The 23,969-nt window shown below is 34.4% G+C and carries 17 protein-coding genes; 2 read left to right on the forward strand and 15 right to left on the reverse strand.

All coding sequences use genetic code 11. The annotated features are described in order from the left end of the window. Positions 1–3: 3 nt before the first annotated feature. From QLQ96_RS19625 to QLQ96_RS19645, 5 genes are all read right to left on the reverse strand, one after another. Complete coding sequence (locus tag QLQ96_RS19625) at positions 4–969, reverse strand: DUF4861 family protein (RefSeq protein WP_482492707.1); 966 nt, start codon at positions 967–969, stop codon at positions 4–6. A gap of 12 nt (positions 970–981) precedes the next feature. Continuing rightward, positions 982–1,917, reverse strand: coding sequence for an alpha/beta hydrolase fold domain-containing protein (locus QLQ96_RS19630; RefSeq protein WP_482492709.1), 936 nt, complete (start codon positions 1,915–1,917; stop codon positions 982–984). Between the two features lie 98 nt (positions 1,918–2,015). Next, positions 2,016–3,689 carry a RagB/SusD family nutrient uptake outer membrane protein gene (locus QLQ96_RS19635; RefSeq protein ID WP_482492711.1) on the reverse strand — a complete coding sequence of 558 codons (1,674 nt, stop codon included), beginning with the start codon at positions 3,687–3,689 and terminating at the stop codon, positions 2,016–2,018. 13 nt (positions 3,690–3,702) lie between these two features. Further along, positions 3,703–6,834, reverse strand: coding sequence for a SusC/RagA family TonB-linked outer membrane protein (locus QLQ96_RS19640; RefSeq protein ID WP_482492713.1), 3,132 nt, complete (start codon positions 6,832–6,834; stop codon positions 3,703–3,705). Positions 6,835–6,867: 33 nt separating this feature from the next. Then, a complete protein-coding gene (locus QLQ96_RS19645) occupies positions 6,868–8,307 on the reverse strand; it encodes a glycoside hydrolase family 28 protein (protein ID WP_482492715.1) in 1,440 nt (479 codons plus the stop codon). Between the two features lie 287 nt (positions 8,308–8,594). Between QLQ96_RS19645 and QLQ96_RS19650 the strand changes: the two genes are divergently transcribed. Further along, entirely contained in the window at positions 8,595–9,623 is a 1,029-nt protein-coding gene (locus QLQ96_RS19650) for a LacI family DNA-binding transcriptional regulator (RefSeq protein WP_482492717.1), read from the forward strand. Positions 9,624–9,772: 149 nt separating this feature from the next. On the opposite strand, the gene QLQ96_RS19655 is transcribed toward QLQ96_RS19650, so the two are convergent. The 9 genes from QLQ96_RS19655 to QLQ96_RS19695 all read right to left on the reverse strand — a co-directional run bounded on the left by QLQ96_RS19655 (position 9,773) and on the right by QLQ96_RS19695 (position 21,083). Then, complete coding sequence (locus tag QLQ96_RS19655) at positions 9,773–11,395, reverse strand: UxaA family hydrolase (protein WP_482492719.1); 1,623 nt, start codon at positions 11,393–11,395, stop codon at positions 9,773–9,775. Between the two features lie 229 nt (positions 11,396–11,624). After that, entirely contained in the window at positions 11,625–13,070 is a 1,446-nt protein-coding gene (locus QLQ96_RS19660) for a tagaturonate reductase (protein WP_482492720.1), read from the reverse strand. A 220-nt stretch (positions 13,071–13,290) separates the two neighbouring features. Next, the gene (locus QLQ96_RS19665; RefSeq protein ID WP_482492721.1) at positions 13,291–13,959 is read right to left on the reverse strand and encodes a bifunctional 4-hydroxy-2-oxoglutarate aldolase/2-dehydro-3-deoxy-phosphogluconate aldolase; all 669 of its coding nucleotides are present in this window, start codon (positions 13,957–13,959) and stop codon (positions 13,291–13,293) included. 10 nt (positions 13,960–13,969) lie between these two features. Further along, entirely contained in the window at positions 13,970–14,992 is a 1,023-nt protein-coding gene (locus QLQ96_RS19670) for a PfkB family carbohydrate kinase (protein WP_482492723.1), read from the reverse strand. A 106-nt stretch (positions 14,993–15,098) separates the two neighbouring features. Then, the gene (gene uxaC / locus QLQ96_RS19675) at positions 15,099–16,499 is read right to left on the reverse strand and encodes a glucuronate isomerase (RefSeq protein WP_482492725.1); all 1,401 of its coding nucleotides are present in this window, start codon (positions 16,497–16,499) and stop codon (positions 15,099–15,101) included. A 24-nt stretch (positions 16,500–16,523) separates the two neighbouring features. Further along, entirely contained in the window at positions 16,524–17,315 is a 792-nt protein-coding gene (locus QLQ96_RS19680; protein WP_482492727.1) for a gluconate 5-dehydrogenase, read from the reverse strand. A 4-nt stretch (positions 17,316–17,319) separates the two neighbouring features. Next, a complete protein-coding gene (gene kduI / locus QLQ96_RS19685) occupies positions 17,320–18,159 on the reverse strand; it encodes a 5-dehydro-4-deoxy-D-glucuronate isomerase (RefSeq protein WP_482492728.1) in 840 nt (279 codons plus the stop codon). A 98-nt stretch (positions 18,160–18,257) separates the two neighbouring features. Then, positions 18,258–19,574 carry an MFS transporter gene (locus QLQ96_RS19690; RefSeq protein WP_482492730.1) on the reverse strand — a complete coding sequence of 439 codons (1,317 nt, stop codon included), beginning with the start codon at positions 19,572–19,574 and terminating at the stop codon, positions 18,258–18,260. Between the two features lie 42 nt (positions 19,575–19,616). Next, positions 19,617–21,083 (reverse strand): MFS transporter, encoded by a 1,467-nt coding sequence (locus tag QLQ96_RS19695; protein WP_482492732.1) that lies wholly within the window; start codon positions 21,081–21,083, stop codon positions 19,617–19,619. A gap of 406 nt (positions 21,084–21,489) precedes the next feature. On the opposite strand from QLQ96_RS19695, the gene QLQ96_RS19700 reads away from it, so the two are divergent. Then, positions 21,490–22,428: an alpha/beta hydrolase gene (locus tag QLQ96_RS19700; RefSeq protein WP_482492733.1), complete on the forward strand. Its 939-nt coding sequence runs from the start codon at positions 21,490–21,492 to the stop codon at positions 22,426–22,428. A gap of 89 nt (positions 22,429–22,517) precedes the next feature. Here QLQ96_RS19700 and QLQ96_RS19705 read toward each other — a convergent pair whose 3' ends face one another. Continuing rightward, positions 22,518–23,957, reverse strand: coding sequence for a PepSY-associated TM helix domain-containing protein (locus tag QLQ96_RS19705; protein WP_482492735.1), 1,440 nt, complete (start codon positions 23,955–23,957; stop codon positions 22,518–22,520). Positions 23,958–23,969 lie beyond the last annotated feature (12 nt).

Genomic DNA, 23,969 nt, shown 5'->3' on the forward strand with positions numbered 1-23,969 from the left:
AAATTACATTTTGCCTTTTTTATTCAGTACTTCCAATTGTTTGTCTAAATATTTAGCAAATTCTTCTTTTGTTTTGATTCCGTTCACCTCTTGTTCCCAAGCTCCTAAAAGGTAAAAAGTCACCGCTTTTGTAGTTGGTTTGAAAACTAATAGATAATCTAAATCTGTATCTGGAATATTTTCGATAGTACTAATTTCATAAAAAATTGCCATTCCTAACTTATCCGGAACCAAAGATTGTTCTCCGTAAGTTGCTAAATATGCCCATTTTTTATTTTTGCTTTCTTTTTTAAGCAATTCACCCGTTTTTGTTTTTACAATTCCAGTACAAATTCCTTGTATTGCTTGTGAAGCTTTAATTGTATGCTGCGTGTAAAGCTGATCTGGTTTAATTGTCAATTCTGAAATAAAATCAATTTTATCTGAAGCCGTTTTCCATCCGTAGTAATTTACTTTTACTGTAGATTCGTTTGATTTGTTAGCCACTGTTGCAATTGTTGAATCTACTTCACGGAAGTGTAATTTTTCGTTGTTTAAATAACGATCGATAGAACCAATTCCGATTCCTTTTCCAGCTTTCAAAATGTCAGCTCCCCAATCGCTCATGTTATGATAAGAATCAAATCCGTCTTGACCAACAAGTGGAAGAATATTTTCTGAAGTCTTTTTTCCGAAGATATCAATAGCATTTCTCCAGTCTAAATACAAACGATATCCAATTCTATTATTTTCCCATCCTGGTCCTTCGTAACGAATATCAAAAGAGTGGTCTGTATGCTCAGGAGCCAATTTTAATCGGTCCACATTTTTAAAAACAGTTCCGCCTTTATATTTTCTTCCTTCCCATTTTCCATCTGTTTTTGCAGAAATTTCGGCGTAAGTTTTATTGGTTTTGATATCGTATTTCTGCGCATTTACAGCTGTCAAACCCGCGAAAAATAAAATTGCTGTGGTGATTTTTGCTTTCATTTGTATTCTAAATTATTTAAAAATTTTATCTAAAAATCGTACGCTGTACGAAATTGTCTGTGTAAACCAAGGGTCGTAAAACCAAAATGAATGGGGAGAATCTGGAATTGTCTGCACTTCATTGTAGATTTTATAATTGTTTAAAATCTTGATCATGTCGTCTCTTCCTGCATGAAATCTCGGAATACTGCTGCAGATGTATAAAACGGGTGGCGTATTTTTGTCTGTATGGCTTAATGCCGAAGCGTTTTTCCAATTCTCAGGTATTTCATCTGATTTTCCTCCTAACCAAAAAGCAGCCATATCTCCTTCTGATGATTCTGGATGTTTGAATGCCAAAACTCCATCAACATCAATTATGGCGTGAACTTTTGACGAAGATTTGCTTTTAAAATTTTTATCTTCAAAAAGCGGATTATTATTTGTTGTACCAATCAAACCTGCCATTTGCCCTCCCGAAGAACAGCCCAAAACCGCAATTTTGTTTGGATCTACATTAAATTTCGCCGCATTGTCTTTAATAAATTTTATTGCATTCTTGACATCAATAACCCCTTCAGGATATTTTGCTTCTAATGATAATCTGTATTCGATTGCAAAACAAGAATAGCCTTTTGCAGCAATTTCTTTTCCTATAAACTGCATATGGCTTTTATTTCCTGATCGCCAACCTCCACCGTGAATCATAATCACTGCTGGATTTTTTTTCTTTTTTGTATTGATAAAAACATCAAAATGCAAAGCGCGATCTTTTTGATTGTAAACCAAATCGAACGTTTCTTTAACCTCTGGATTGGCTTTTACTTCTGGAATTGTAATAAAGGGATATTTCTTAATTAATTTAGTATAAGTGCTTTTTATCGTATAAGATGTGTCAACGTTGTACTGCTGGCTTTGCATTACAATGACATTAAAAAACAATACTAAGATTAATTTAACTTTTTGCATTTTAAAAATTATTTTTAGTTAAGAAAGGAGTTCGACATATAGTCAAACTCCTTTTTAACTACTTCAAAAAACATAGTTCTCAAAAAACTAACAAATTACTAATAACCAGGATTCTGAGGAAAATCTTTGTTTTGGTTTAAATCCAAAACGGTTTGAGGTATTGGTCTTAAAATTTTTTGGTTGCCATCAATACCAACAAAATTTGCTTCTTTTATTTTATAGTTATGAGCTGAAGCTCTAGCTACCAAAGTTCCAGTACGTTTTAAGTCGAACCAGCGTTTGTATTCTCCTAATAATTCACGTCCTCTTTCGTCTAAGATATAGTCGATATTAAATTGAGCTAAAGTCGCATTGGCAACACCTGCTCTTCTTCTTACTTCGTTTAAACGGTCTAAACCAGTTTGTGGATTTCCTGCTTTTAAATAAGCTTCAGCAGCTACTAAATAAGTTTCTCCAAGTCTCGAAACAATAATATCTCTTGTGCTTACAGGTCCCGTACTTGATGGCGTAGTTGGATCTGGATCATCAAATTTCTTAACTGGAATAGTATAGCAATCTAAGTTTTTAATTAATGTATGTGCCGCAGAATATTCTCCCCATGGATGATAAACAAATGTCGAAGCTAATCTAGAAGCATTCGTTGTCATGTAAGTAGCTTTATCTGTGGGCGTAAACCATTTTGGCTCGTAAAAATGTCTCACTTTTAAAGTCGCAGGATTTGTACTTCTGTAATACGGATAATATAAAATAGTTTTTGTAACTCCGTTTGTTGTTTCTGGTCCTTCTAAGATTTCAGTCATAAAAGTAGCATTCCATCTTGCATCGCCTTTTTCGTATAAACCTAAAGCATAATCAGTTGGACATAAGTTGTAACTTCTTAATGGAGCTCCTGTTTCTGCTCCTCCTAAATAAGAACTGAAATAGTAAAACTGGTTGTTACCCAATTTTGTAGGATCTGTACTTGTTGATGCTTTATCGTATTGAACAGAGAAAATTGTTTCTGCATTTAAATCGTTTCCTGGTTTAAATAACTGGTCGAACGCGATTGCTAAAGTTTGTCCTGCAATTGCAGCATCAGCATAAGCGGCAGCTTTTGAAAAATCATCTGCTTTACCAAAACTTTCGTATCCTCTTGTTAAATATACTTTTGCTAATAAATCGTTTACGGCTCTCTTGTTTACTTTTCCAGCTGTACTGTAAGTTGAAGTTCCAACATTCGCTAAAGCGAAATCTAAATCGGCAATGATTTGCGTATATACTTCTTCAGCAGAATTTCTTGTAAAAGATAAAACTGGAGTTGTGATGTTATCCAAAACAATAGGTACACCGCCATAAGTCTGCACTAATAAGAAATAAGCATTTGCTCTTAAATAACGTGCCTCGCCAACAAGTGTGTTTATGTTTGGTGTCTGTTCTGTTATTGTAGAATAATATACAGTCTTGTTTACTGCTTGAATTTGCTGATAACAAGAATTGTACAAATCTGCAACGTTATCTGAAGAAGGAATTAAAAGCGTATATTGGCTTAATCCTGCTGGTTCTGGAGTTCTTCCTTCAGCATACATATCTGTTCCTGCTTCAAAAAGCCACGGATTTCCTCCGTAAATTCCTTTTAACCAAGCATAATTTGTATTGACTAATAACTGAAATCCTGTTGCTGTTTTGTATGTTGCGTCTGCCGGTACAAACGAACGGCTATCTTCTTCAATATATTCACTGCATGAACTTACAGATGCAGCAATTATTCCTAGCATTACTATTATTTTTTTCATTTGAATATCTTTATTAAAATTTAACACTTAATCCTAATTGTGTAGTTACTGCAGCTGGACGGTTTACTCCAAAAGCAGAACCTGCCCATTCTGGATCGTAACCATCAAAATCTGTAAACACAAACGGATCTAGAACGTTTACATAAATTCTGAAATTAGAAATTTTCAATTTTTTCAATAATTCAGAATCTAAAGTGTAACCTAAAGATATATTTTTGATTTTCACATAAGAAACATCTCTGTAGTAACCAAATAAAGAAGTCCAATAAGCTCCTGCTCCAGTTGCAACTGGTCCTGGTCTTGGGTTTGTAGTGTTAGCATTTGCCTCGATTCCAGCACCGTTGGTTGGAATAAAGTAATCCATTGCTAATTTTTGACGTCCTCTATCACTTACATCGGCAAAGTTTTGGTGGAAAGTACTTAAAACTGTTTGCCCTTGGCTTGTTAAAACTGAGAAATTAAAATCAAATTGTCCAACAGTAAGTTTTGAATATAAACTTCCTTGCCATTCTGGATTTGGATTTCCAATAACCGTTCTATCGTCTTGGTTAAATTTACCATCACCATTTAAATCTTTCGGTCTTGCTTGTCCGGGAGCCATTCCGTAAGATGCTGCCTGAGCTGCTTCACTTTCTTGCCAAACTCCGTCGTAAACATAATTGTAGTTCGGATTTAATGGCGCTCCAAGGATTAATTTATTACCAATATCACTTACTTTATCTTGATTGTAAATTGACTCTAATTTGTTTACGTTTTTAGTAAACGTAAAAGTAGTTTCCCAAGTTACATTTTTAGTTCTAATATTTTTTGTAGTCAATAAAGCCTCGATACCTTTATTACTTACAGAACCAACGTTTGCAAATGTATTTTTCCATCCTGATTCTGATGGCAACTGCTGTTTGTAAATCAAATTGTCTGACAATCTATCATATACATCTACAGTACCTGTAATTCTATTGTTTAAGAATCCGAAATCAACACCAAGATTATATTCTCTAGTTTTTTCCCAAGTTAAATTTGGATTAGCCAAATTCTCTGACTGCCATCCTGGAAGTACATTTGCGCCTTGAGCATAAAAAGTCTGTTGGTTTAAAAGTGCTTGAGATGTATAAGGAGCTACGTTATCATTTCCTGTGTAACCAATACTTGCGCGTAATTTTAAATCTGAAACAACCTTGCTGCTAGCTAAAAATGATTCTTTGCTCAATTTCCATCCTAAAGCCAATGATGGAAAACTTTGCCATTTATTGCCTTCAGACAATACAGATGAACCATCCCATCTTGTAGATGCTGTAACCAAATATTTGTCTTTAAATCCGTAGTTTATACGTACCGCATACGAGTTCAAAGTATTTTTTGCATAAGCAGATTTAACTACATAACTTGTTTGTGCTCCAGAACCCATGTTGTCTGTTCCAACATCAAAAGGCTGATTATTAGAATATAGATATGAACTTTCATCTGTATTTGAATACAAACTCTGCAATAATAATACGCTAACATCATGAACTTCATTAAAAGTATGTTTCAAATCAACTTGATTATCCCAAGTATAGTTGAAGTTGTTTACGTTTTCTAAAGTAGCAGAATTTTTTCCGTTTAATGTTACCCCAGCATTTGTTTGCGCTGTGTAAGCTTTAGAATTTTGCGTATCCATAATTCCTGCCGCAAATGTCGTTTTGAACGAAAGCCATTTTAGCGGTTGGTATTGGAAATATGCGTTACCAACAGTTTGCCATGTTTTTTCTGTCTGAGAAGAATTAGCAATTTCCATTAAAGGATTGACAGTAGAAGTTTTATTGATTGCCCAATCGTTATTAGGGTAAGTCAATTTTCCTGGCAAGAAAAACAAAGTTCCCACTTTTTCATTTCCTTGTGCATCAATTGCCCATGGAGACATAAGCGGACTTAATCTGAATGCGTCTTGCATTGCCAAATCACTTCCTAATTGATTGTCTAATCTTGCAATTGTAACATTTACTCCTGTAGTAAATTTGTCGTTGATTTTATGATTCAATCCTAATTTGAAAGAATATTTATCTGTCGCATCATTTTCAATAAGTCCGCGATCGCTTTGGATTCCGAATCCTAAGTTATAGCTTAATCCAGAATCCGAACGTCCAGAAATATTTAAATAATTATTCTCTGTCATTCCAGATTTAAGCACAGCATCGTACCAGTCAAAATTATAACCGCTGTTTGCACGAGAAACTAATAATGGACTCTGATTTCCTGCTAAAGTAGCCAATTGTGCTGGTGTTTGTGTAAGAGGTGTTGCGCTCATGTAAGCAACTTGGTGAAATTTCCACCATTGCTCTCCAGTCATCATATTTGGTAATCTTGTTGCTATTTTATTTCCGTAAGAAGTATCAAAAGTTACGCTAATTCCAGCTTTTGCACTAGTACCGCTTTTTGTTGTAACGATAATAACCCCGTTTGATCCTCTAGAACCGTAAATAGCAGCAGATGAAGCATCTTTTAAAACGTCCATTCTCGCAATATCCTGCGGATTTAAGAAATCTATTCCGTCCATAGGAACACCATCTACAACATATAATGGAGAAGATCCAACTACGTTTGGATTACTAGAATCTGCAATTAGAGAGTTATTTCCTCTAATTACAACTTTAAATCCGTCTCCTGCACGTCCTGATGAAGATGAAATCTGAACCCCCGGCGTACTACCTTGAATAGCTTCTAATGCATTTGTTGTATTTCTTTCTGTAATTGTAGCCGCACTAATTGTACTAACCGATCCTGTAAGATCTGTCTTTTTTACAGAACCATATCCTACAACAACAACTTCGTTTAATGAATTTGATTGTTCTGCAAGACTTACATTGACTTTTGATTTTCCAGCTACGCTAACTTCTTGTGACTGAAATCCTAAATAGCTTATTACTAAAATAGCTTTACTATTTGATACATTAATTTTAAAACTTCCTTCAAAATCAGTTGAAGTTCCGTTTTTAGTTCCCTTTTCATTAATGTTTACCCCTGGCAATGACATACCAGTCGCATCGGTAATCTTTCCTTCAATTGTGGTTGACTGTGCATTTATAGTACTGCACAGCAAAAAATTCAGGAAAAAGAAAAATACAAAACCGTATTTATCTTTTTTCTCAGATAATTGTTTAATACTCATGTGGTTTAAAGTTTGGTTAATTGATAGTGTGTTTTAATTCTTAATAGATTCTACTTTTTTCTCATTGATATAGGTGTTTATAAAATTTATGTTTTTTACGTTCTTTAATAAATAGATCGAATCTACCTTTTGGATTTTTACATTTTTCAAAGTAATATTCTCCACTGGAGACGCCGCATAACCTTCTGCCCAAACGCTGTATTTTCCGCCGTTTTTCACAGTTACATTCTCTAAGCTTACATTTCTAATGACCGGAATAAAGTTTCCTGTCTGAGAACCGTATACATTGTAAAACATGTTCAATTTTAAAACACATTCTTTTACCGTTCCCACTTCTAGATTTCGCACATAGATATCTTCAATCACTCCGCCTCTTTTTGAATTAGTTTTAATGCGAATGGCACGATCCAAATGCGGACTATCCATGACGCAATTTTCAACAAAAACATTATTTACTCCTGCCGAAATTTCGCTTCCAATTACAACGCCGCCGTGACCATCAACCATTTTACAATTTTGCACAATGATATTTTTACTTGGTATTGCCACTCTTCTTCCATCACCGTCACGTCCAGCTTTGATTGCGATACAATCGTCTCCTGTATTGAAAGTGCAGTTTTTAATTAAAATATTTTGCGAGTATTCTGGATCACAACCATCATTATTCGGACCGTGGCTATTAACCGTTACTCCGTCAATAATCATGTTGTTCGTTTTTATCGGATGCAAAATCCAAAAAGGAGAATTAATAATTGTTACATCTTTTATTAAAGCAGTATTACATTCAAAAAATTCAATAAAATTTGGTCTTAAATAACGTCCTTCACCAAAAACTCTTTCTGATACCGGAACACCTTTTTCTGCCATGTCTACCAAAACTTCACGATTTGTTGGGTCATTTTGAGATGGAATCCCTTTTTTCCAGCCATAATCTTTTCCGCCTGACCAAATCCACCAATTGGTGCTGTCTGCCTGACCGTTTAAAGTCCCTTTTCCTGTAACTGCGATATTGGTTTTGTCCTTTGCGTAAATAAGAGGTGAATAATTCATTAATTCTGTTCCTTCCCAAGAAGTATGAACAATAGGATAATCTTTCGGATTTAAACTAAAAAGAATTTCTGCCTTATCATCTAAATGCAGGTTTACATTACTTTCTAAATGAATTGCTCCTGTTAAATATTTTCCGTTTGGAACCAAAACTTTCCCTCCGCCGTTTTTTGCACATTCTTGTATTGCTTTTTGGAAAGCCAAAGTGTTTAACGTTTTTCCATCTGCAACAGCACCAAAATCGTTTATGTTATATATTTTATTTGAAAAATGTGTTTGAGGAATACTTTTTACAACCAAATTCATTCGTTCCCAAGGATTTTCTGCAGAAATTGAAGAAGCCTGTTTTGCGCACGACACCGTTAACAGCCCGAAAGCAGCTAAAAAAAGAATCATTTTTACGGTGACCAACTTATTTGTAATCATTTTGCGCAGATTTTCTGTTTTGAATGTTAAAAACTCTAGGTTTTATGTAATCGATTACACGAAAGTAGAAAAAATGTTCTATTAGACCAAATTAATTTAGAAAAAAATTATATATTTAATTTTTATTACAAAAATTAATTACATTTAATGCAAAAAATTAGATAATTTATTATCATTGTAGAATCTAAAACGTTTGAGTTTTTAGATATGGTAATCGATAACAATTTTTATTACATAATGAAAAAAAATGTACTTTTGTCTAGAAATAATCCGAAAACTTTTTTTGAATGAGTGAAAAAGTAACTATTTATGATATTGCTGAAAAATTAAACATCACAGCTGCAACAGTTTCCAGAGCGTTAAACAATAATCCTAAAATAAAGGAAGCGACACGCGAGTTGGTTATTAAAACTGCCGCTGCGATGAACTACAAGCAAAATAAATTGGCGCTAGCTTTAAAGAGCGGTCGAAGTAATAATATCGGAGTTATTGTTCCGCGTATTGACAGCAACTTTTTTGCTTCAGTTATTCGAGGAATCGAAGAAGAACTTTATCCTCATGGCTATCAAGTTATTATCTGTCAGACGCATGAGAGCATTAAAAGAGAAAATGAAAATCTTCATACGTTGGTAGACGCACAGGTAGACGGAATTATGATGTCGGTTACTGGGGTTTCAGATGAAAACGATAGTGCTTTCAGAAATGTATTAGAAAAAAATGTACCTCTAATATTTTTTGATAGAAGTAAACATATTGATGGTGTAAGTTCTGTAACCATTAATGACTTTAAAGGCGGCTATCTTGCTACCAAACATTTAATTGATGAAGGCTGCCGACATATTGCTCATCTTTCAGGAGACCAATCTTTGGATATCTTTAAAAACAGGTTTCTTGGCTACAAACAAGCCTTATTAGATAATGGATTGGAATTTAAAGAAGAATATGTTATTCATGTAAAAAGTAGTGTTGAAGCGGGAAAAGAAGCAACTAACACATTACTGGCTTTAGCAACTCCACCAGATGCCATATTTTCTTCAAGTGATTTCGCCGCTTTAGGCGCAATTCAAGAACTTCAAAATAGAAATATTAGTATTCCAAATGAATTTTGCGTAGCAGGTTTCAGTAACGAACCTTTTACTAAATTTATGGAACTGTCAATCACTTCTGTAGATCAGTCGCCATTAGAAATGGGTAAAATGTCTGCTCGCGTTTTCTTAGAACAAGTAGACAAAACAGATACCATTAAAATTGAAAAAAAGGTTGTCCTTGCCCCAGAATTACATATTCGTAAATCTTCTACAAGAACCAATTTTTAGCAAATAAAAAATATCTTTAAACCATATAAGTCATATAAGACAATTTAAGCTTTGTCCAAAATATATGATTTATATGGTTTTCTTAAATAAAAAAGTCCATTTAAAATATTCTTTTAAATGGACTTATATAACTTATATGGTTTAAAAACCTACAAAGAAACCCCTCTTTTCCAAGGAATAAAATCGTTTTGATTTAAAATTGCAGCTTTAGTTTTTATCGTACCACTAGCAATATCGATAATAGTTTCAAGCATTTCATCAGCCATTTCTTCGATGGATTTTTCACCTTTGATGATTCCTCCAGTATCAATATCGATAATATCAGACATTTTTGCTGCCAACTCCGAGTTAGAAGATATTTTTACAACCGGCGCAATTGGATTTCCTGTTGGAGTTCCTAAACCTGTTGTAAACAATACCATATTAGCTCCTGAACCTACCATTGCAGTTGTACACTCAACATCATTTCCTGGAGTACATAACAATGTTAATCCTGGCTCGTTAATATATTCACCGTAATCGTAAACACCCGCAATTGGAGATGTTCCTCCTTTTTTAGCTGCTCCTGCAGATTTCATCGCGTCTGTAATTAAACCGTCTTTGATATTTCCTGGAGAAGGATTCATATCAAATCCTGAACCTGCGTCTACAACTGTTTTTTCGTACCATTTCATCAAATCCAAGAAACGTTTTCCGTCTTCGTCATCAACGCAACGGTTTACTAATTCTTGCTCTACACCACACAATTCAGGGAACTCAGAAAGAATTGTAGTTCCTCCTAATGCTGCCAATTTATCAGACAATACTCCTAAAGTTGGGTTTGCAGAAATTCCAGAGAAACCATCAGATCCACCACATTCTAAACCAATTCTAAGTTTAGATAACGGAGCTGGTTCTCTCTTAATTTCGTTTGCTTTTTTGATGGCTTCGAAAGTATCTTTTACAACACTGCTCAACATCGTTTCAATAGTTCCGATAGACTGCTGATCGTAAATTAAAACAGGTTTTTTACTGTCTGGATTAATCGCATCTAAAGCTTCTTTGAAAATTGAAATTTGAAGATTTTGACATCCTAAACTCAATACAGTAGCTCCAGCAACATTTGGATTGTTTACATAACCAGCCAAAAGTTTCGCTAAACTGTGAGAATCCTGACGAATTCCACCGCAACCACCTTGATGTGTAATGAATTTAACTTCAATATTATTGAACAAGTTTGCGTCGTTTGAAGCCTCTTGATTTCCTGCCCCACCAGTTTCTGATTTCACTAAAGAACGTAACAATAATTGATAATCGTTCTCTTTAGGTTTCATCAATTCTTTCTCAAATATATCTTTTAAGATTTCGATGTTTCTGTTTTCACAAAAAACCAATGGAAAAAACAACCAAACATTCTCCGTTCCAACCTGCCCATCTTCTCTGTGATAGCCCTGCCACGTTCTGTCTTTCCATTTATCAACATTTGGAGCTGTCCAGCCAATAGTTTCAGTTTTACCTGTAACTTTATCACTCTCGTGTTTAACGTTTAAAGTAGAAAGCAATCCTCCTTTTTCGATTCTTGCACTTGCTTTACCAACTAAAACACCATACATAATGATTCTGTCTCCTACATTAAAAGGAACCATTGCAATCTTATGTTTCATTTTCACATCAGACTCAACAGCAATTGATTGTCCTTCAAAATCAATCACTTCGCCAGCTGACAGATTCACTAAAGCCACCGCTACGTTATCAGTAGGATGAACTTTTATTAATTTTTTCTGCGTTGCCATAATTAACCTTTGTTCTTTGTTCTTTTTGTTTTCTTTTATTTTAAAGAGTTGAGTAAAATTGTATTTCCTCGATTTTACTTAACCTTTTAGATTTAAATCTGTGTAAATCTGCTTTAATCTGTATAAATCTGCGTGAAAAAATCGATGAGCAAAAAATATTTCACGCAGATTTTAAAAGATTTTAGCAGATCAAATTAGATTTTAATTGTTGATTCTTGCTCAACCTTTTTTATTTTATTCTTTCTTGAAACTTAGCAAAACCAGCTTCAATTCCGTTTGAATCTATTTCTTCTAAAGCAATTGTAATCGCTCTAGTTAACCCTGGGATTTCAGTTAAATCTTCTTCCCAGAAACCTTTATTTTGTAATGTTAAACGAGCAATTTTCTCGTAATCATCAGACTTCCAAAGACCGCTGAAGAATGCTGTAATATCTTCACCATCTTTAACCGGTAAACTTTGATCATTCCAAGTTCCTTTGTAGAAACGAATTAAACTCGCTAATGAAAAAGTCAAATTAACAGGCAGTTTTTTATTAACCTTAACATATCCTAATAAACTAGGCAAAACTCTTACTTTGAATTTCGATACAGAATTTAATGCAATATCAGCAAGTGCATGTTTGATAAATGGATTTTTAAATCGGTCCATTACTTCCTCAGAATAGGCCGTAATTTCATTTTTGTCCATATCAAGAGTTTCACTAATTTCACTAATAACACTATTTACAAATTTTCCTGTAAAATCTCCGTTAACAGTTTCCATTACTAATTTATTACCATGCAAAAGTGAAAAAGGAACCATTGCTGTATGCGCACCGTTTAAAATACGAACCTTAATCATTTTGAAAGGACGTATATCATCAACGATTTTTACATTCAAATCTGTTTTATGAAAAGGCAATTTTGCTTTTAAATCATCTCCACCTTCAATAGCCCAAAGAAAGAAAGGTTCAGCCGCAACAATTAAATTGTCCTCATAATCTAATTTACTATTGTATTCTTCAATTTCAGCTCTTGGATATCCAGGAACAATTCTGTCAACCAAAGTACTATGATAGGTACAAGCATCTGATACCCAAGTTTTAAATGCATCTTCTAATTTCCATAAATCAACATATTGTAAAATATATTTTTTAAGTGTCTCAGAGTTATAATCAATTAATTCACAAGGAATAATTGTAACTCCTTTAGAAGCATCTCCATTAAAATGTTTAAATCTTTCATATAATAAAACCGTCAATTTTGCAGGGAATGACACTGGTGGCTGCATCTCTGGAGTATCGCTTTCAATAAATTCAATTCCAGCTTCTGTAGTATTCGAAACAATAAACTGAAGTTCTTCTTCTTTAGCTAAAGCCAAATAATTTGCAAATTCAGTATATGGGTTTACAGTTTTAACGATATTACTAATTAATTCAATATCTTGTATCTTTTCACCTTTTTTAATTCCGTTCATAAATAAGGTGTAAAGACCGTCCTGATCATTAATCATATTTACCATACCGTCTTTCAAAGGTTGAACTATTGCAATACCAGCATTAAAATCAACTTCTTTATTTAGTCTGTAAAAAGCATAATCAACAAAGGCTCTTAAAAAGTTGCCTTCTCCAAATTGAACTACCTTAATTGGCTGTAACTTTTCTAATCCTGTATTTATTCTATTTAATTTTTTCATTTTAAATTTTCTTTAATGCGTTATAAATAACCATTTATAAACCTTATTCTTTTATGTCTGCCTTTAAAATTGTAAAAGAAACATCACACTCGATTGGGTTAAATAAAATCCGCTGTGAGGAATGGCAGACTAAATTTTTCAAGCGTAATGTTCAATTACAATCTCTAAAAATCTAAAAAAAACTTATAAAATAAGGAGTTCGGCATGATTACCCCTTAATCTATTTTCTTATATCTTTTATAATGTCAAGAACCTGTTTTACTTTTGCAGTCAGTCCGTTGAAATCTTTATTGTCGAGTATGTCTTTTGAGATTAGCTGCGAACCCAAACCAACACAAGTTGCTCCAGCATTCAGCCATGAACTCAAACTTTCAACCGTAGGATAAACACCTCCCGTAGGCATAATGTTTGTCCACGGACATGGACCTTTTATTGCTTTTATAAATTCTGGCCCGTAAATATCAGCTGGAAATAATTTTACGATTTCACAACCCAATTCTTCTGCTCTAGCAATTTCTGTCAAAGTACCGCAGCCTGGTGACCAAAGCACTTTTCTGCGATTACAAGCTATAGCAATGTCTTCTCTAAAAACTGGCGTTACAATAAAATTTGCTCCTAAACTCATGTACAATGAAGCCGAAGCCGCATCTGTAATAGAACCAACTCCTAAAATCATTCCTGGAAGTTCTGCTAAAGCGTATTTATTTAAAGCTCCAAAAACTTCATGAGCAAAATCACCACGACTTGTAAACTCCATTAATCTGGAACCTCCGTCGTAACACGCTTTTAAAACTTTTTTACTTAGCTCGATATCCGAATGAAAAAACAACGGAACCATACCATTATCTTTCATTGTTTGAGCTACTTCAATTCTTGAATATTTTGCCATTTTTATATTTTTATCTTGATACTAATGCAGATCCATCACCATCAATCATATTTTCAACTTCTTTTAAAGTAACCAAGTTGTAATCTCCAGCAATTGTATGTTTTAAACAACAAGCCGCAACTGCAAAATCTAATGCTCTCTGATTGTTGTTTTGATATTCTAATAAACCATAAATTAGTCCGCCCATAAAGGCATCTCCACTTCCTACGCGGTCTACGACTGGAGTAACTTCTTTAACGGCTGCGCTGTAAATTGCTTTTCCGTCGTATAGAATTCCACCGATTCTCTGGTGAGAAGCACTTACAGAATAACGAAGTGTTGTTGCAGCAATTTTCAAATTCGGAATCAATTCAAACAATTTATCGTAAACCGCTGGAAGCGATTTTTCATCCTGATAATTTGGGTTTACTTTTGGAATTCCTAACATGAAATAAGCCGTGTCAATGTCTCCTAAAATAACATTGCTGTATTTCAGCATTTCTGGCATTACTTCGCTTGGCGTTTTTCCGTATTGCCAAAGTTTTGATCTATAGTTTAAATCGCATGAGATTTTAACTCCCAATTTATGAGCGACTTTAATTGCTTCTAAACAAGCTTCTGCTGCACTTTCTGTAATGGCTGGTGTAATACCGCTCCAGTGAAACCATTCGGCTCCTTCAAGAACTTTTTCCCAATCAACCATTCCTTTTTGGATTGTTGACATTGCACTGTGCGCACGATCGTAAACCACATTACTTCCGCGAGTTCCTGCGCCAGTTTCTAAGAAATAGATCCCTAAACGTTCTCCTCCGTAAACAATGTTTTTAGCCTCAACATTCATTTTTCGCATTTCTCTCAATGCCGAAAAACCAATTTCGTTTTCAGGTAATCTGGATACAAATTCAGCATTAATGCCATAATTTGCTAAAGAAACACACACATTGAACTCTCCACCTCCATACGTAGCACCAAATGCTGTAGATTGTGAAAAACGTAAGTGTCTCTCCGTCGAAAGACGAAGCATGATTTCTCCAAATGCAACTACTCTACTCATGTTATATTTATTTTGCCACAGATTACAAAGATTTCAAGGATTTCAAGAATTTTAAAACTTAGCGAACCTTGCGTAAATCTTTGCGAACTTTGCGGTTAAACTTTAATTAAAATTTGAAATATTCTTTAGCGTTGTTGTATGAAATATCAGAAACTAATTTTCCGATCCATTCCATATCATTTGGCAATTCTCCTCTTTTGATTTCGTCTCCAAGAAGATTACATAAAATACGTCTGAAATATTCATGTCTTGGGAACGATAAGAAACTTCTTGAATCTGTCAACATTCCAACAAAACAGCTAATTAAGCCCATGTTTGAAAGTGCATTCAATTGTTTTGTCATTCCGTCTTTTTGATCTAAGAACCACCATCCAGAACCAAATTGAACTTTTCCGCGAACGCTTCCGTCGTTGAAGTTTCCAATCATTGTTGCCATAACTTCGTTATCAGCAGGATTTAGGTTGTAGATAATAGTTTTAGTCAATTTATCTTTACTGTCTAAAGCATTCAAGAAAGCAGATAATTTTTGTGCTTGTGGATAATCTCCAATAGAATCCCATCCTGTATCTGGACCTAAGATTCTGTGCATACGAGCATTGTTGTTACGTAATGCACCTAAGTGAAATTGCTGTACCCATCCAAACTCATGATAAGTTTCTGACAAGAAAACCAAAATTGCAGTATGAAATTTTAAAACTTCTTCTGGAGACAATTCGCCGTTTTCTCTTTTCTTTTTGAAAATAGCATTCACTTCACTTTCTGTAAAGTTTTCAAAATCAATTTGATTTAAACCGTGATCACTTAATTTACATCCGTTTGCATTAAAGAATTCGATTCTTTTTCTCAATGCAGACTGTAAATCAGCATAAGTGTTAATTGCAACTCCGGACACATCCCCTAATGTGTCCAGATATGCATTATAACCATCATTAGCAATTAAGATGGCTTTATCAGGTCTGAAAGCCGTACTCATCTTGATTCCAGTTGAGTTGTTCGCGAATTTTTGGTGAAATTCTAATGAATCAATTGGATCTTCTGTAGTACAAACTAATTCAGCGTTTACTTTTTTAAGAAGGTTTTGTGTGCTGTACGCTGGAGAATTGATTTTCTCAGAAGTTTCGATATAGATTTTCTCTGCAGATTTCTCATTCAATAAATCGTAAATATCAAAATAACGAGCTAACTCTAAATGTGTCCAGTGGTACAAAGGATTACGCATTGTGTACGGAACCGTTTTTCCCCAGTTTAAGAACTTATCTTTATCAGATCCGTTTCCTGTTACAAACTGTTCGTTGATTCCTAATGTACGCATTGCACGCCATTTGTAGTGATCTCCGTTAATCCAAACCTGAGTGATATTGTCAAAGATTTTATCTTCAGCAATAAACTGTGGGTTTAAGTGATTATGGTAATCTATAATTGGCTGATTTTTTGAGTAATTGTGATATAACTCTTCAGCATATTTATTTTCTAATAAAAAATTATCGTTTATGAATGTCTGGCTCATGTCTTTTAAAATATAATTTGAAAATTATTCTTCGTTTGAAGGTTTTCCGATTGTTGCAAGAATTCCTCCGTCAACGTACAAAATGTGACCGTTTACAAAATCACTTGCTTTTGATGATAAAAATATTGCTGCTCCAGCTAAATCGATTGGGTCTCCCCATTTAGCCGCTGGCGTTCTGCTAATGATAAAATCATTAAACGGATGTCCGTCAACTCTAATTGGTTTTGTCTGTTCGGTCGCAAAATATCCAGGACCAATTCCGTTGATCTGAACATTGTATTTTGCCCATTCTGTTGCCATGTTTTTAGTAAGCATTTTTAAACCGCCTTTTGCAGCAGCATAAGCAGAAACAGTACTTCTACCCAACTCACTCATCATAGAACAGATGTTGATGATTTTACCTTGTCTTCTTTCGATCATTCCTTTTGCAACGTGCTTAGAAACGATAAACGGACTCACTAAATCAATGTCAACTACTTCTCTGAAATCTGAAACTTCCATATCTAAAAGCGGAATTCTTTTAATAATTCCAGCGTTGTTGATCAAGATATCGATTGGACCAACTTCACTTTCAATTTTCTGAACAGCCGTTTTTACTTCCTGCTCTTCTGTTACATTAAATTTGTAACCCACAGCATTAATACCTTCGCTTTTCAATTCAGCTACAGCATTATCAATTTTTTCTTGAGAAGAATTTCCGTTTACAACAATTGTTGCACCCGCCTGACCTAATCCTTTTGCCATTGCCATTCCCAGTCCGTGCGTACTTCCTGTGATAAGGGCAACTTTTCCTTTTATATCAAATAAATTTGTCATTTTCTTATCTTAAATCAGTGATTTTACAAACATCCATATCTCCGTAATCTAAGTTCTCACCAGCCATTCCCCAGATAAAAGTATAATTGCTAGTTCCTGAACCTGAGTGAATTGACCAAGGCGGAGAAATTACAGCCTGATGATTGTTCATCCAAATATGTCTTGTTTCCTGCGGCTGTCCCATAAAGTGGCAAACTGCTTGATTTTCTGGAATATCTAAATAGAAATAAACCTCCATTCTACGATCATGAACGTGTGCTGGCATTGTATTCCAAACACTTCCCGGTTTCAATTCTGTCATTCCCATTTGCAATTGGCAAGTTGTTACTACACTTCCAATAATCATTTGGTTAACGGTACGGTGATTTGCCGTTTCCATTGTTCCCAATTGTAATTTATTAGCTTCAGCTAAACTTACTTTTTTAGTCGGGTAAGTTGTGTGTGCAGGAGCAGAATTCAAATAGAATTTTGCTGGATTGCTGCTGTCATCACTTTTGAAAACAACTTCTTTATTTCCAGCTCCGATGTACAAAGCATCTTTAAAACCTAACTCATAAGTTGTTCCTTCAACAACAACAGAACCACTTCCTCCAACATTGATAATCCCTAATTCTCTACGCTCTAAAAAATAAGGTGCTTTAAGCGGATCTATAGTTTCTAAAGCCAAATCGCCTTTTACAGGAACTGCAGAACCTGCAATATATCTGTCGTAGTGAGAATAAACTAACACCACTTCATCTTCCTGCATTAGATCATCAATTAAGAATTCTTCTCTCAATTGTTGTGTGTCATACTTTTTAACAGCTTCAGGGCTTGACGCGTATCTTGAACTATATTTTGTCATAATTTTAAATTAATGTAATCGATTGCACAAAATTATATTTTTATATTTAAATAGCATAATTGAAATGAAAAAATTATTTCAATTAGCTTCATTTTTCTTTATAATTCGACTTTTTTCATTCGCGGAACTAGAATGTGCATTATCAGCCAAGCCAATAAATAAGACGCTCCACAAATACAGAACATAATAAAATAACCTGTTTCTACTTTACCTAATTTGGTATAATAAACAAACATATTTTTCTGAACTAATAGCGTTAGTAAAATTCCACCAAGCGCACCAAACATTCCGCCTAATCCTGTAACAGATGCCGTTGCTTTTTTAGGAAACATATCAGACACTGTTGTAAAGATATTAGCGCTCCACGCTTGATGAGCCGATACAGCCAAACCAATTACTAAAATCGCAAACCAAATATTGATCGATCCTAGCTGCTGTGCAAATAAAACCGGTAAAACTGCAAATGCATACAATAACATACTAGTTTTACGAGCTTTGTAGGCAGGCCAATTGTTATTTATCAATTTCAATGGAAGCCAGCCTCCGCCTATACTTCCAAAACTTCCAATCATGTAAACCATTGCGCAAGGCCAGATTATCTGAGTTGCCGTCAGTTTGTACTGTTTCATCAAGAAATCTGGAAGCCAGAATAAATAAAACCACCAAACTGGATCTGTCAATAATTTTCCGATAGCAAAAGCCCAAGTTTGACGAAATGATAATAATTTTATCCAAGAAACTTTTTCTTTTGACTCTACTTCGACTTCCGTAACTTGATCGGAAGTGATATATTCTAATTCAGCTTGCGATAAACGCTTTTGTTTTTGAGGCACTTCATAAAACAAAAACCATAAACCCAGCCATATAAAACCAACTATTCCAGTTAAAATAAAAGCCCATTGCCAGCCATAATTTTCAGCAATAAAAGGAACGGTTAACGGAACTATAATGGCGCCGATATTACTCCCAGAATTAAAAATCCCTGTCGCAAGAGCTCTTTCTTTCTGCGGAAACCATTCTGCAGTAGCTTTGATTGCTGCTGGAAAGTTTCCCGCTTCTGTAACTCCTAAAAACACACGAGCAATTAAAAATCCTCCTGTACCTGTTGCTAGCGCATGCCCAATTGCTGCCAAACTCCATAATCCCGTTGCAATTGCATAGCCTAATTTTGTTCCTAACTTATCAATAACTCCTCCAGCAATCAACATCCCGAGCGCATAAGCAATTTTAAATGCTAATTCAATATTCGAGTAATCTATAACCTCCTGTTCGGGAGTCCAATGAAATGCTTCTGCCAAAAATGGCCTAAGGTAACTTATTACATTTCTATCCAGATAATTGACAGTTGTAGCAAAAAAAACTAAACTGCATATAGTCCAACGGTATTTTCCTATTGCTGCATTAGCTTGGTTCATGATGTGGTTTTGGTTTAGGTTGGTTAGTTAGTTTTTAGATTTTTACAAATCTGTAATCGGACTGTATTTAGGAACCAATGATTTCATTACAATCCAGCCTGTTAAATAACAAACTGCGCAAATAGAAAATATGATAAAATATCCAGCTTCAATTCCTTTGAATCCCATAAAGGCCATATTCGTTTCTTTAGCATGGTCAAACAAAACTCCCGATCCTTTATTAATTAAAGTGGATCCTATTCCACCTGCTAAACCTCCAATTCCTGTAATCGTTGCAATTGCTTTTTTAGGAAACATATCTCCAACTGTTGTAAAAATATTTGCCGACCAAGATTGGTGTGCTGCTCCCGCAATTCCGATGATGATTACTGGAACCCAGTAACTGATATATCCTAATGGTTGTGCAACCAATGCTAATAGCGGAAAAAATGCAAAAATCAACATGGATCTCATTCTTCCTTCGTACGGATTCATTCCTTTTTTCTCTACGAAATAAGTTGGCAACCATCCTCCAATGATTGATAATAAAGTGATCATATAAAGCACAAATAAAGGAAGTGCTGCTTCTGTAGAATCCATTCCGTAAACAGAACTTAAATACGCTGGCGTCCAGAATAAAAAGAACCACCAAACACCATCGGTCATGAATTTACCAAATGCAAATGCCCAAGTCTGTTTGTATTTAAAACAATCTGCAAGAGACACTTTGCCTTTCGCTTCTGGTTTAAAACCTATTTTACTATCTGCTATATCATCTTGCTGAATATAAGCCAATTCTTCTGCTGAAACTTTTGCATGTTTTTCTGGCTTGTCATACATAAACATCCAGAATCCCATCCATACAAATCCTAATGCTCCAATGATGATGAATGACATTTCCCAACCAAAAGATTTTGCGATGAACGGAATTGTAATTGGCGCCGCTAAAGCTCCAACTGTTGCTCCTGCGTTGAAAATACTAGTAGCAAATGCTCTGTCTTTTTTAGGAAAATATTCTGCTGTTGTTTTAATTGCCGCAGGAAAGTTTCCTGCTTCTCCAACTGCTAAAACGAAACGAGCAAAAATAAATAAAGCCACACTTACATTGATCACCAATGCTGTATCGCTTATTGTACTGATTATTTCTTTTGAACCATGAAATCCTACAAACCAATTTCCTGTTATAATTCCTGAAGTTGCAATTCCGCAAAATGCATGAAGACAAGCTCCTAAAGACCAAATTCCGATTGCCCAAAGAAAACCTTTTTTAGTATCCAACCAATCCACAAATCTTCCTGCAAACAATAATGATACTGCGTAAAATATTGAAAATAAAGCTGTAATGTTTCCGTAATCGTTATTAGTCCAGTGAAATTCTGGCGCGATAAAGTCGCTCCAAGTTAACGAAAGTACTTGTCTGTCAAGATAATTGATTGTAGTTGCAAAAAATAATAAGGCACAAATACTCCAACGGTATTTTCCAGTAGTTTTGATGCTCTGATTTACTGCAACAGTTTCGGTTTGATTCATAGTAAGTGGGTATTATAGTTTTGTAATTTTTGGTAATCCTAAAAGACTATATTTACTGCTTTCTAAAAATATTAAAATCAATAAATTAATACCTTTAAAGAAAATTAATGTAATCGATTGCACAAATATAGTTTTTAATCTGTACAATCCAAATAATATTGTGTAAAAAATTATTTTAACTCCTTAAATAAACATTTTACATAAAAAAAAGAATACAAAATTACACATTAAACAATATATTTGTTAAAAGCTAATAGGTTAAATTCATCCTTTTTATGGGGTAAAATTGTCCTGAAATCTTTGTTTTGAGAGCCTGTATTGATGTATTTTTATCTTTTAAAGTAAACTTTCGAATTTCTTACAGTAAAACTAAATAAACAATTGTAAACAATTAATTAAAATCAAATTGAAAACTGCAAAAACACAAACGATAAGAAGAATAGCCTTTAGTTTTCTTCTTTTTTCAGGAATATTTAGTGCAAACGCACAAGATCAGGTGATTCCGCTTTGGAATAAAATTCCAGATGAAATAAAAGCAACCGATTACAAAGAAAAACCAGATTTAAAAGACGGAAAAATGCAGAGTACAAGTCAGGTTTCTGTTCCTACTTTAAGCATTTTTATTCCGAAAGAAGCAAAACCAAATCAGACTGCTGTAGTTATTTGTCCTGGAGGTGGTTACACGCATTTAGCATTTGACAAAGAAGGAACAAAAGTTGCTGAATGGTTTAACAGTTTAGGAATTGCTGCTTTTGTATTGAAATACAGAATGCCAACCGATTTAACGATGAAAAATAAAAATATTGGTCCATTGCAAGATGCGCAGGAAGCTATTCGATACATAAGGCAAAATGCTGCAAAATGGAACATTGATCCTAATAAAGTTGGAATTTTAGGTTTTTCTGCCGGAGGTCATTTGGCATCGACTGCATCCACTCATTATGATCATAAAGTTTATGAATCGGCATATAAAGTAAGTGCTCGTCCTGATTTTTCATTATTGATTTATCCTGTAATTTCAATGGAAAATGAAATTACGCATAAAGGTTCGCAAACTAATTTACTTGGAAAAAATCCTTCAAAAGAATTGATAGATTCTTATTCGAATGAAAAAAAAGTGACTTCTAAAACGCCTCCGACTTTCTTAATTCATGCTACTGACGATACTGTTGTTATACCAGAAAACAGCATTAATTATTATTTGGCTTTAAAGAAAAATGGCGTTTCAGCAGAAATGCATATTTATGAAAAAGGCGGCCACGGATTTGGATTAGGAATAAGCGACACCAACAAATTCTGGACTAGAGATTGTGCTGAATGGCTAAAAGCAAACGGTTATAATTAAAAATAAGGAAAGGCAAAACTTTTACAAGTTTTGCCTTTTATCAAAAAAAAAAAAACAAAAAAGGAATTATAAAAACCAATTTTATATGTTTAAGCAGTAACTTCTTGTTCTGCTGTGTTTTTCAATTTAGGAGCGGGAATTGCTTTACTTGCCACTTTTGGTTTTGCAGCAGGTTTCTTTTTACCAAATTTCTGTTTTCCCCACCAAATAATAAATCCGGTAATTGGCAAACTGGCAGAAATCAAACTGGCCAAAAAGGCAATAATTTTACCCGTAAGTCCGAGAACACTTCCTACGTGAATATCATAATTCATTCTTCGGATTTTGTCTGGAATATTAGCTTCGATATATTTTCCTGAAAAAGGCGTTTTAATCGAGATTTCTTTCAAACTCTGCTGATCAAAACTATATCGGTCCATGTTATAAAAAGTATGTCTTTGTTTGTAAACAAAAGCACCAATCGGATCCGCAGGTTTTCCTGGAATACTAATCATAATTCCGGCCGCCTGAGGATTTTCTTTTCTTAAATTCAATAAAACTTTATCGGCTGTTGTAATATTGAATGTTTTGATATTTGTTGTATCAGATTTTGGAGATTCGCGATTTTCTGTCAACGGTTTTCCTCCAGAAGTTACCCAATAGAGAGATTTACTCCACCATCCAAAACTCCATACTAAACCTGTTACGGCAATAAAAAACAGGAAAATACAGCTGTAAAAACCAAGTACATTATGCATATCATAATTGACACGCTTAAAGCTGGCATCCCATTTTATTTTAAAACTTTTATCAATAATGGATTTAATCCATTTGGTTGGCCACCACAAAACGATGCCCGATATTAATAATACGACGAAAATTAAAACAGCAACTCCAACAATGGGTCTTCCAATATCATACGGAAGCCATAAAGCGCGGTGCCCATTTAAAATCCATCTGAAAAAATCTGGTGACTCTCCTCTTGAAAATGTCTTTACATTTAAAACTTCTCCCGTATACGGATTCATGTAAACGCTAATAAAAGTACCATTTCTTCTTCCTCCTTTACCTTTTTTTCCCTTTTCTCCTTTGCCTTTTTCGCCAGGTTTTCCTTGAGGTTTCAGTTCAGACTTTGACTTTTCTTTGTTTTGAGCGAAATCTTTTTTACGTTCTTCTCTTTTATTTTCTCCTTTTTCGCCTCTGCCGCCTTCGCCTTCTTCTTTTTTCTCCACAAAATAACCCACAATCGCAGCTTCATCTTTTGCACCAAAAGTTACACTTGTAGCTTTTTTGTCTTTCATTTTTTTATCTGCAATCGAAACCAATTGAGACGGCAATAAAAATGCTTCTTTCTGAGGTTTTACAAAACGCCAGTCTTCGATAAAGTCTTTTATTTCATTTTCGAAAACATAAATGCAGCCTGTAAGACTAACAATAACTACAATGATTCCAGATGCCAAACCAAGCCACAAATGCAGCCAAGCCATGATACGCTTAAAAAGCGACTTTTTACTTTTTTTCTTATTATTTGGTTTTGAAGAAGAAAACATATTGGGATAGAT

It is taken from the genome of Flavobacterium sp. B167r (assembly GCF_056824315.1).

What these genes read in the sequence shown, in the direction of transcription:
- QLQ96_RS19625 (WP_482492707.1), bottom strand. Translation starts at nt 969, where the DNA reads ATGAAAGCAAAAATCACCACAGCAATTTTATTTTTCGCGGGTTTGACA.
- QLQ96_RS19630 (WP_482492709.1), bottom strand. Translation starts at nt 1,917, where the DNA reads ATGCAAAAAGTTAAATTAATCTTAGTATTGTTTTTTAATGTCATTGTA.
- QLQ96_RS19635 (WP_482492711.1), bottom strand. Translation starts at nt 3,689, where the DNA reads ATGAAAAAAATAATAGTAATGCTAGGAATAATTGCTGCATCTGTAAGT.
- QLQ96_RS19640 (WP_482492713.1), bottom strand. Translation starts at nt 6,834, where the DNA reads ATGAGTATTAAACAATTATCTGAGAAAAAAGATAAATACGGTTTTGTA.
- QLQ96_RS19645 (WP_482492715.1), bottom strand. Translation starts at nt 8,307, where the DNA reads ATGATTACAAATAAGTTGGTCACCGTAAAAATGATTCTTTTTTTAGCT.
- QLQ96_RS19650 (WP_482492717.1), top strand. Translation starts at nt 8,595, where the DNA reads ATGAGTGAAAAAGTAACTATTTATGATATTGCTGAAAAATTAAACATC.
- QLQ96_RS19655 (WP_482492719.1), bottom strand. Translation starts at nt 11,395, where the DNA reads ATGGCAACGCAGAAAAAATTAATAAAAGTTCATCCTACTGATAACGTA.
- QLQ96_RS19660 (WP_482492720.1), bottom strand. Translation starts at nt 13,070, where the DNA reads ATGAAAAAATTAAATAGAATAAATACAGGATTAGAAAAGTTACAGCCA.
- QLQ96_RS19665 (WP_482492721.1), bottom strand. Translation starts at nt 13,959, where the DNA reads ATGGCAAAATATTCAAGAATTGAAGTAGCTCAAACAATGAAAGATAAT.
- QLQ96_RS19670 (WP_482492723.1), bottom strand. Translation starts at nt 14,992, where the DNA reads ATGAGTAGAGTAGTTGCATTTGGAGAAATCATGCTTCGTCTTTCGACG.
- uxaC (WP_482492725.1), bottom strand. Translation starts at nt 16,499, where the DNA reads ATGAGCCAGACATTCATAAACGATAATTTTTTATTAGAAAATAAATAT.
- QLQ96_RS19680 (WP_482492727.1), bottom strand. Translation starts at nt 17,315, where the DNA reads ATGACAAATTTATTTGATATAAAAGGAAAAGTTGCCCTTATCACAGGA.
- kduI (WP_482492728.1), bottom strand. Translation starts at nt 18,159, where the DNA reads ATGACAAAATATAGTTCAAGATACGCGTCAAGCCCTGAAGCTGTTAAA.
- QLQ96_RS19690 (WP_482492730.1), bottom strand. Translation starts at nt 19,574, where the DNA reads ATGAACCAAGCTAATGCAGCAATAGGAAAATACCGTTGGACTATATGC.
- QLQ96_RS19695 (WP_482492732.1), bottom strand. Translation starts at nt 21,083, where the DNA reads ATGAATCAAACCGAAACTGTTGCAGTAAATCAGAGCATCAAAACTACT.
- QLQ96_RS19705 (WP_482492735.1), bottom strand. Translation starts at nt 23,957, where the DNA reads ATGTTTTCTTCTTCAAAACCAAATAATAAGAAAAAAAGTAAAAAGTCG.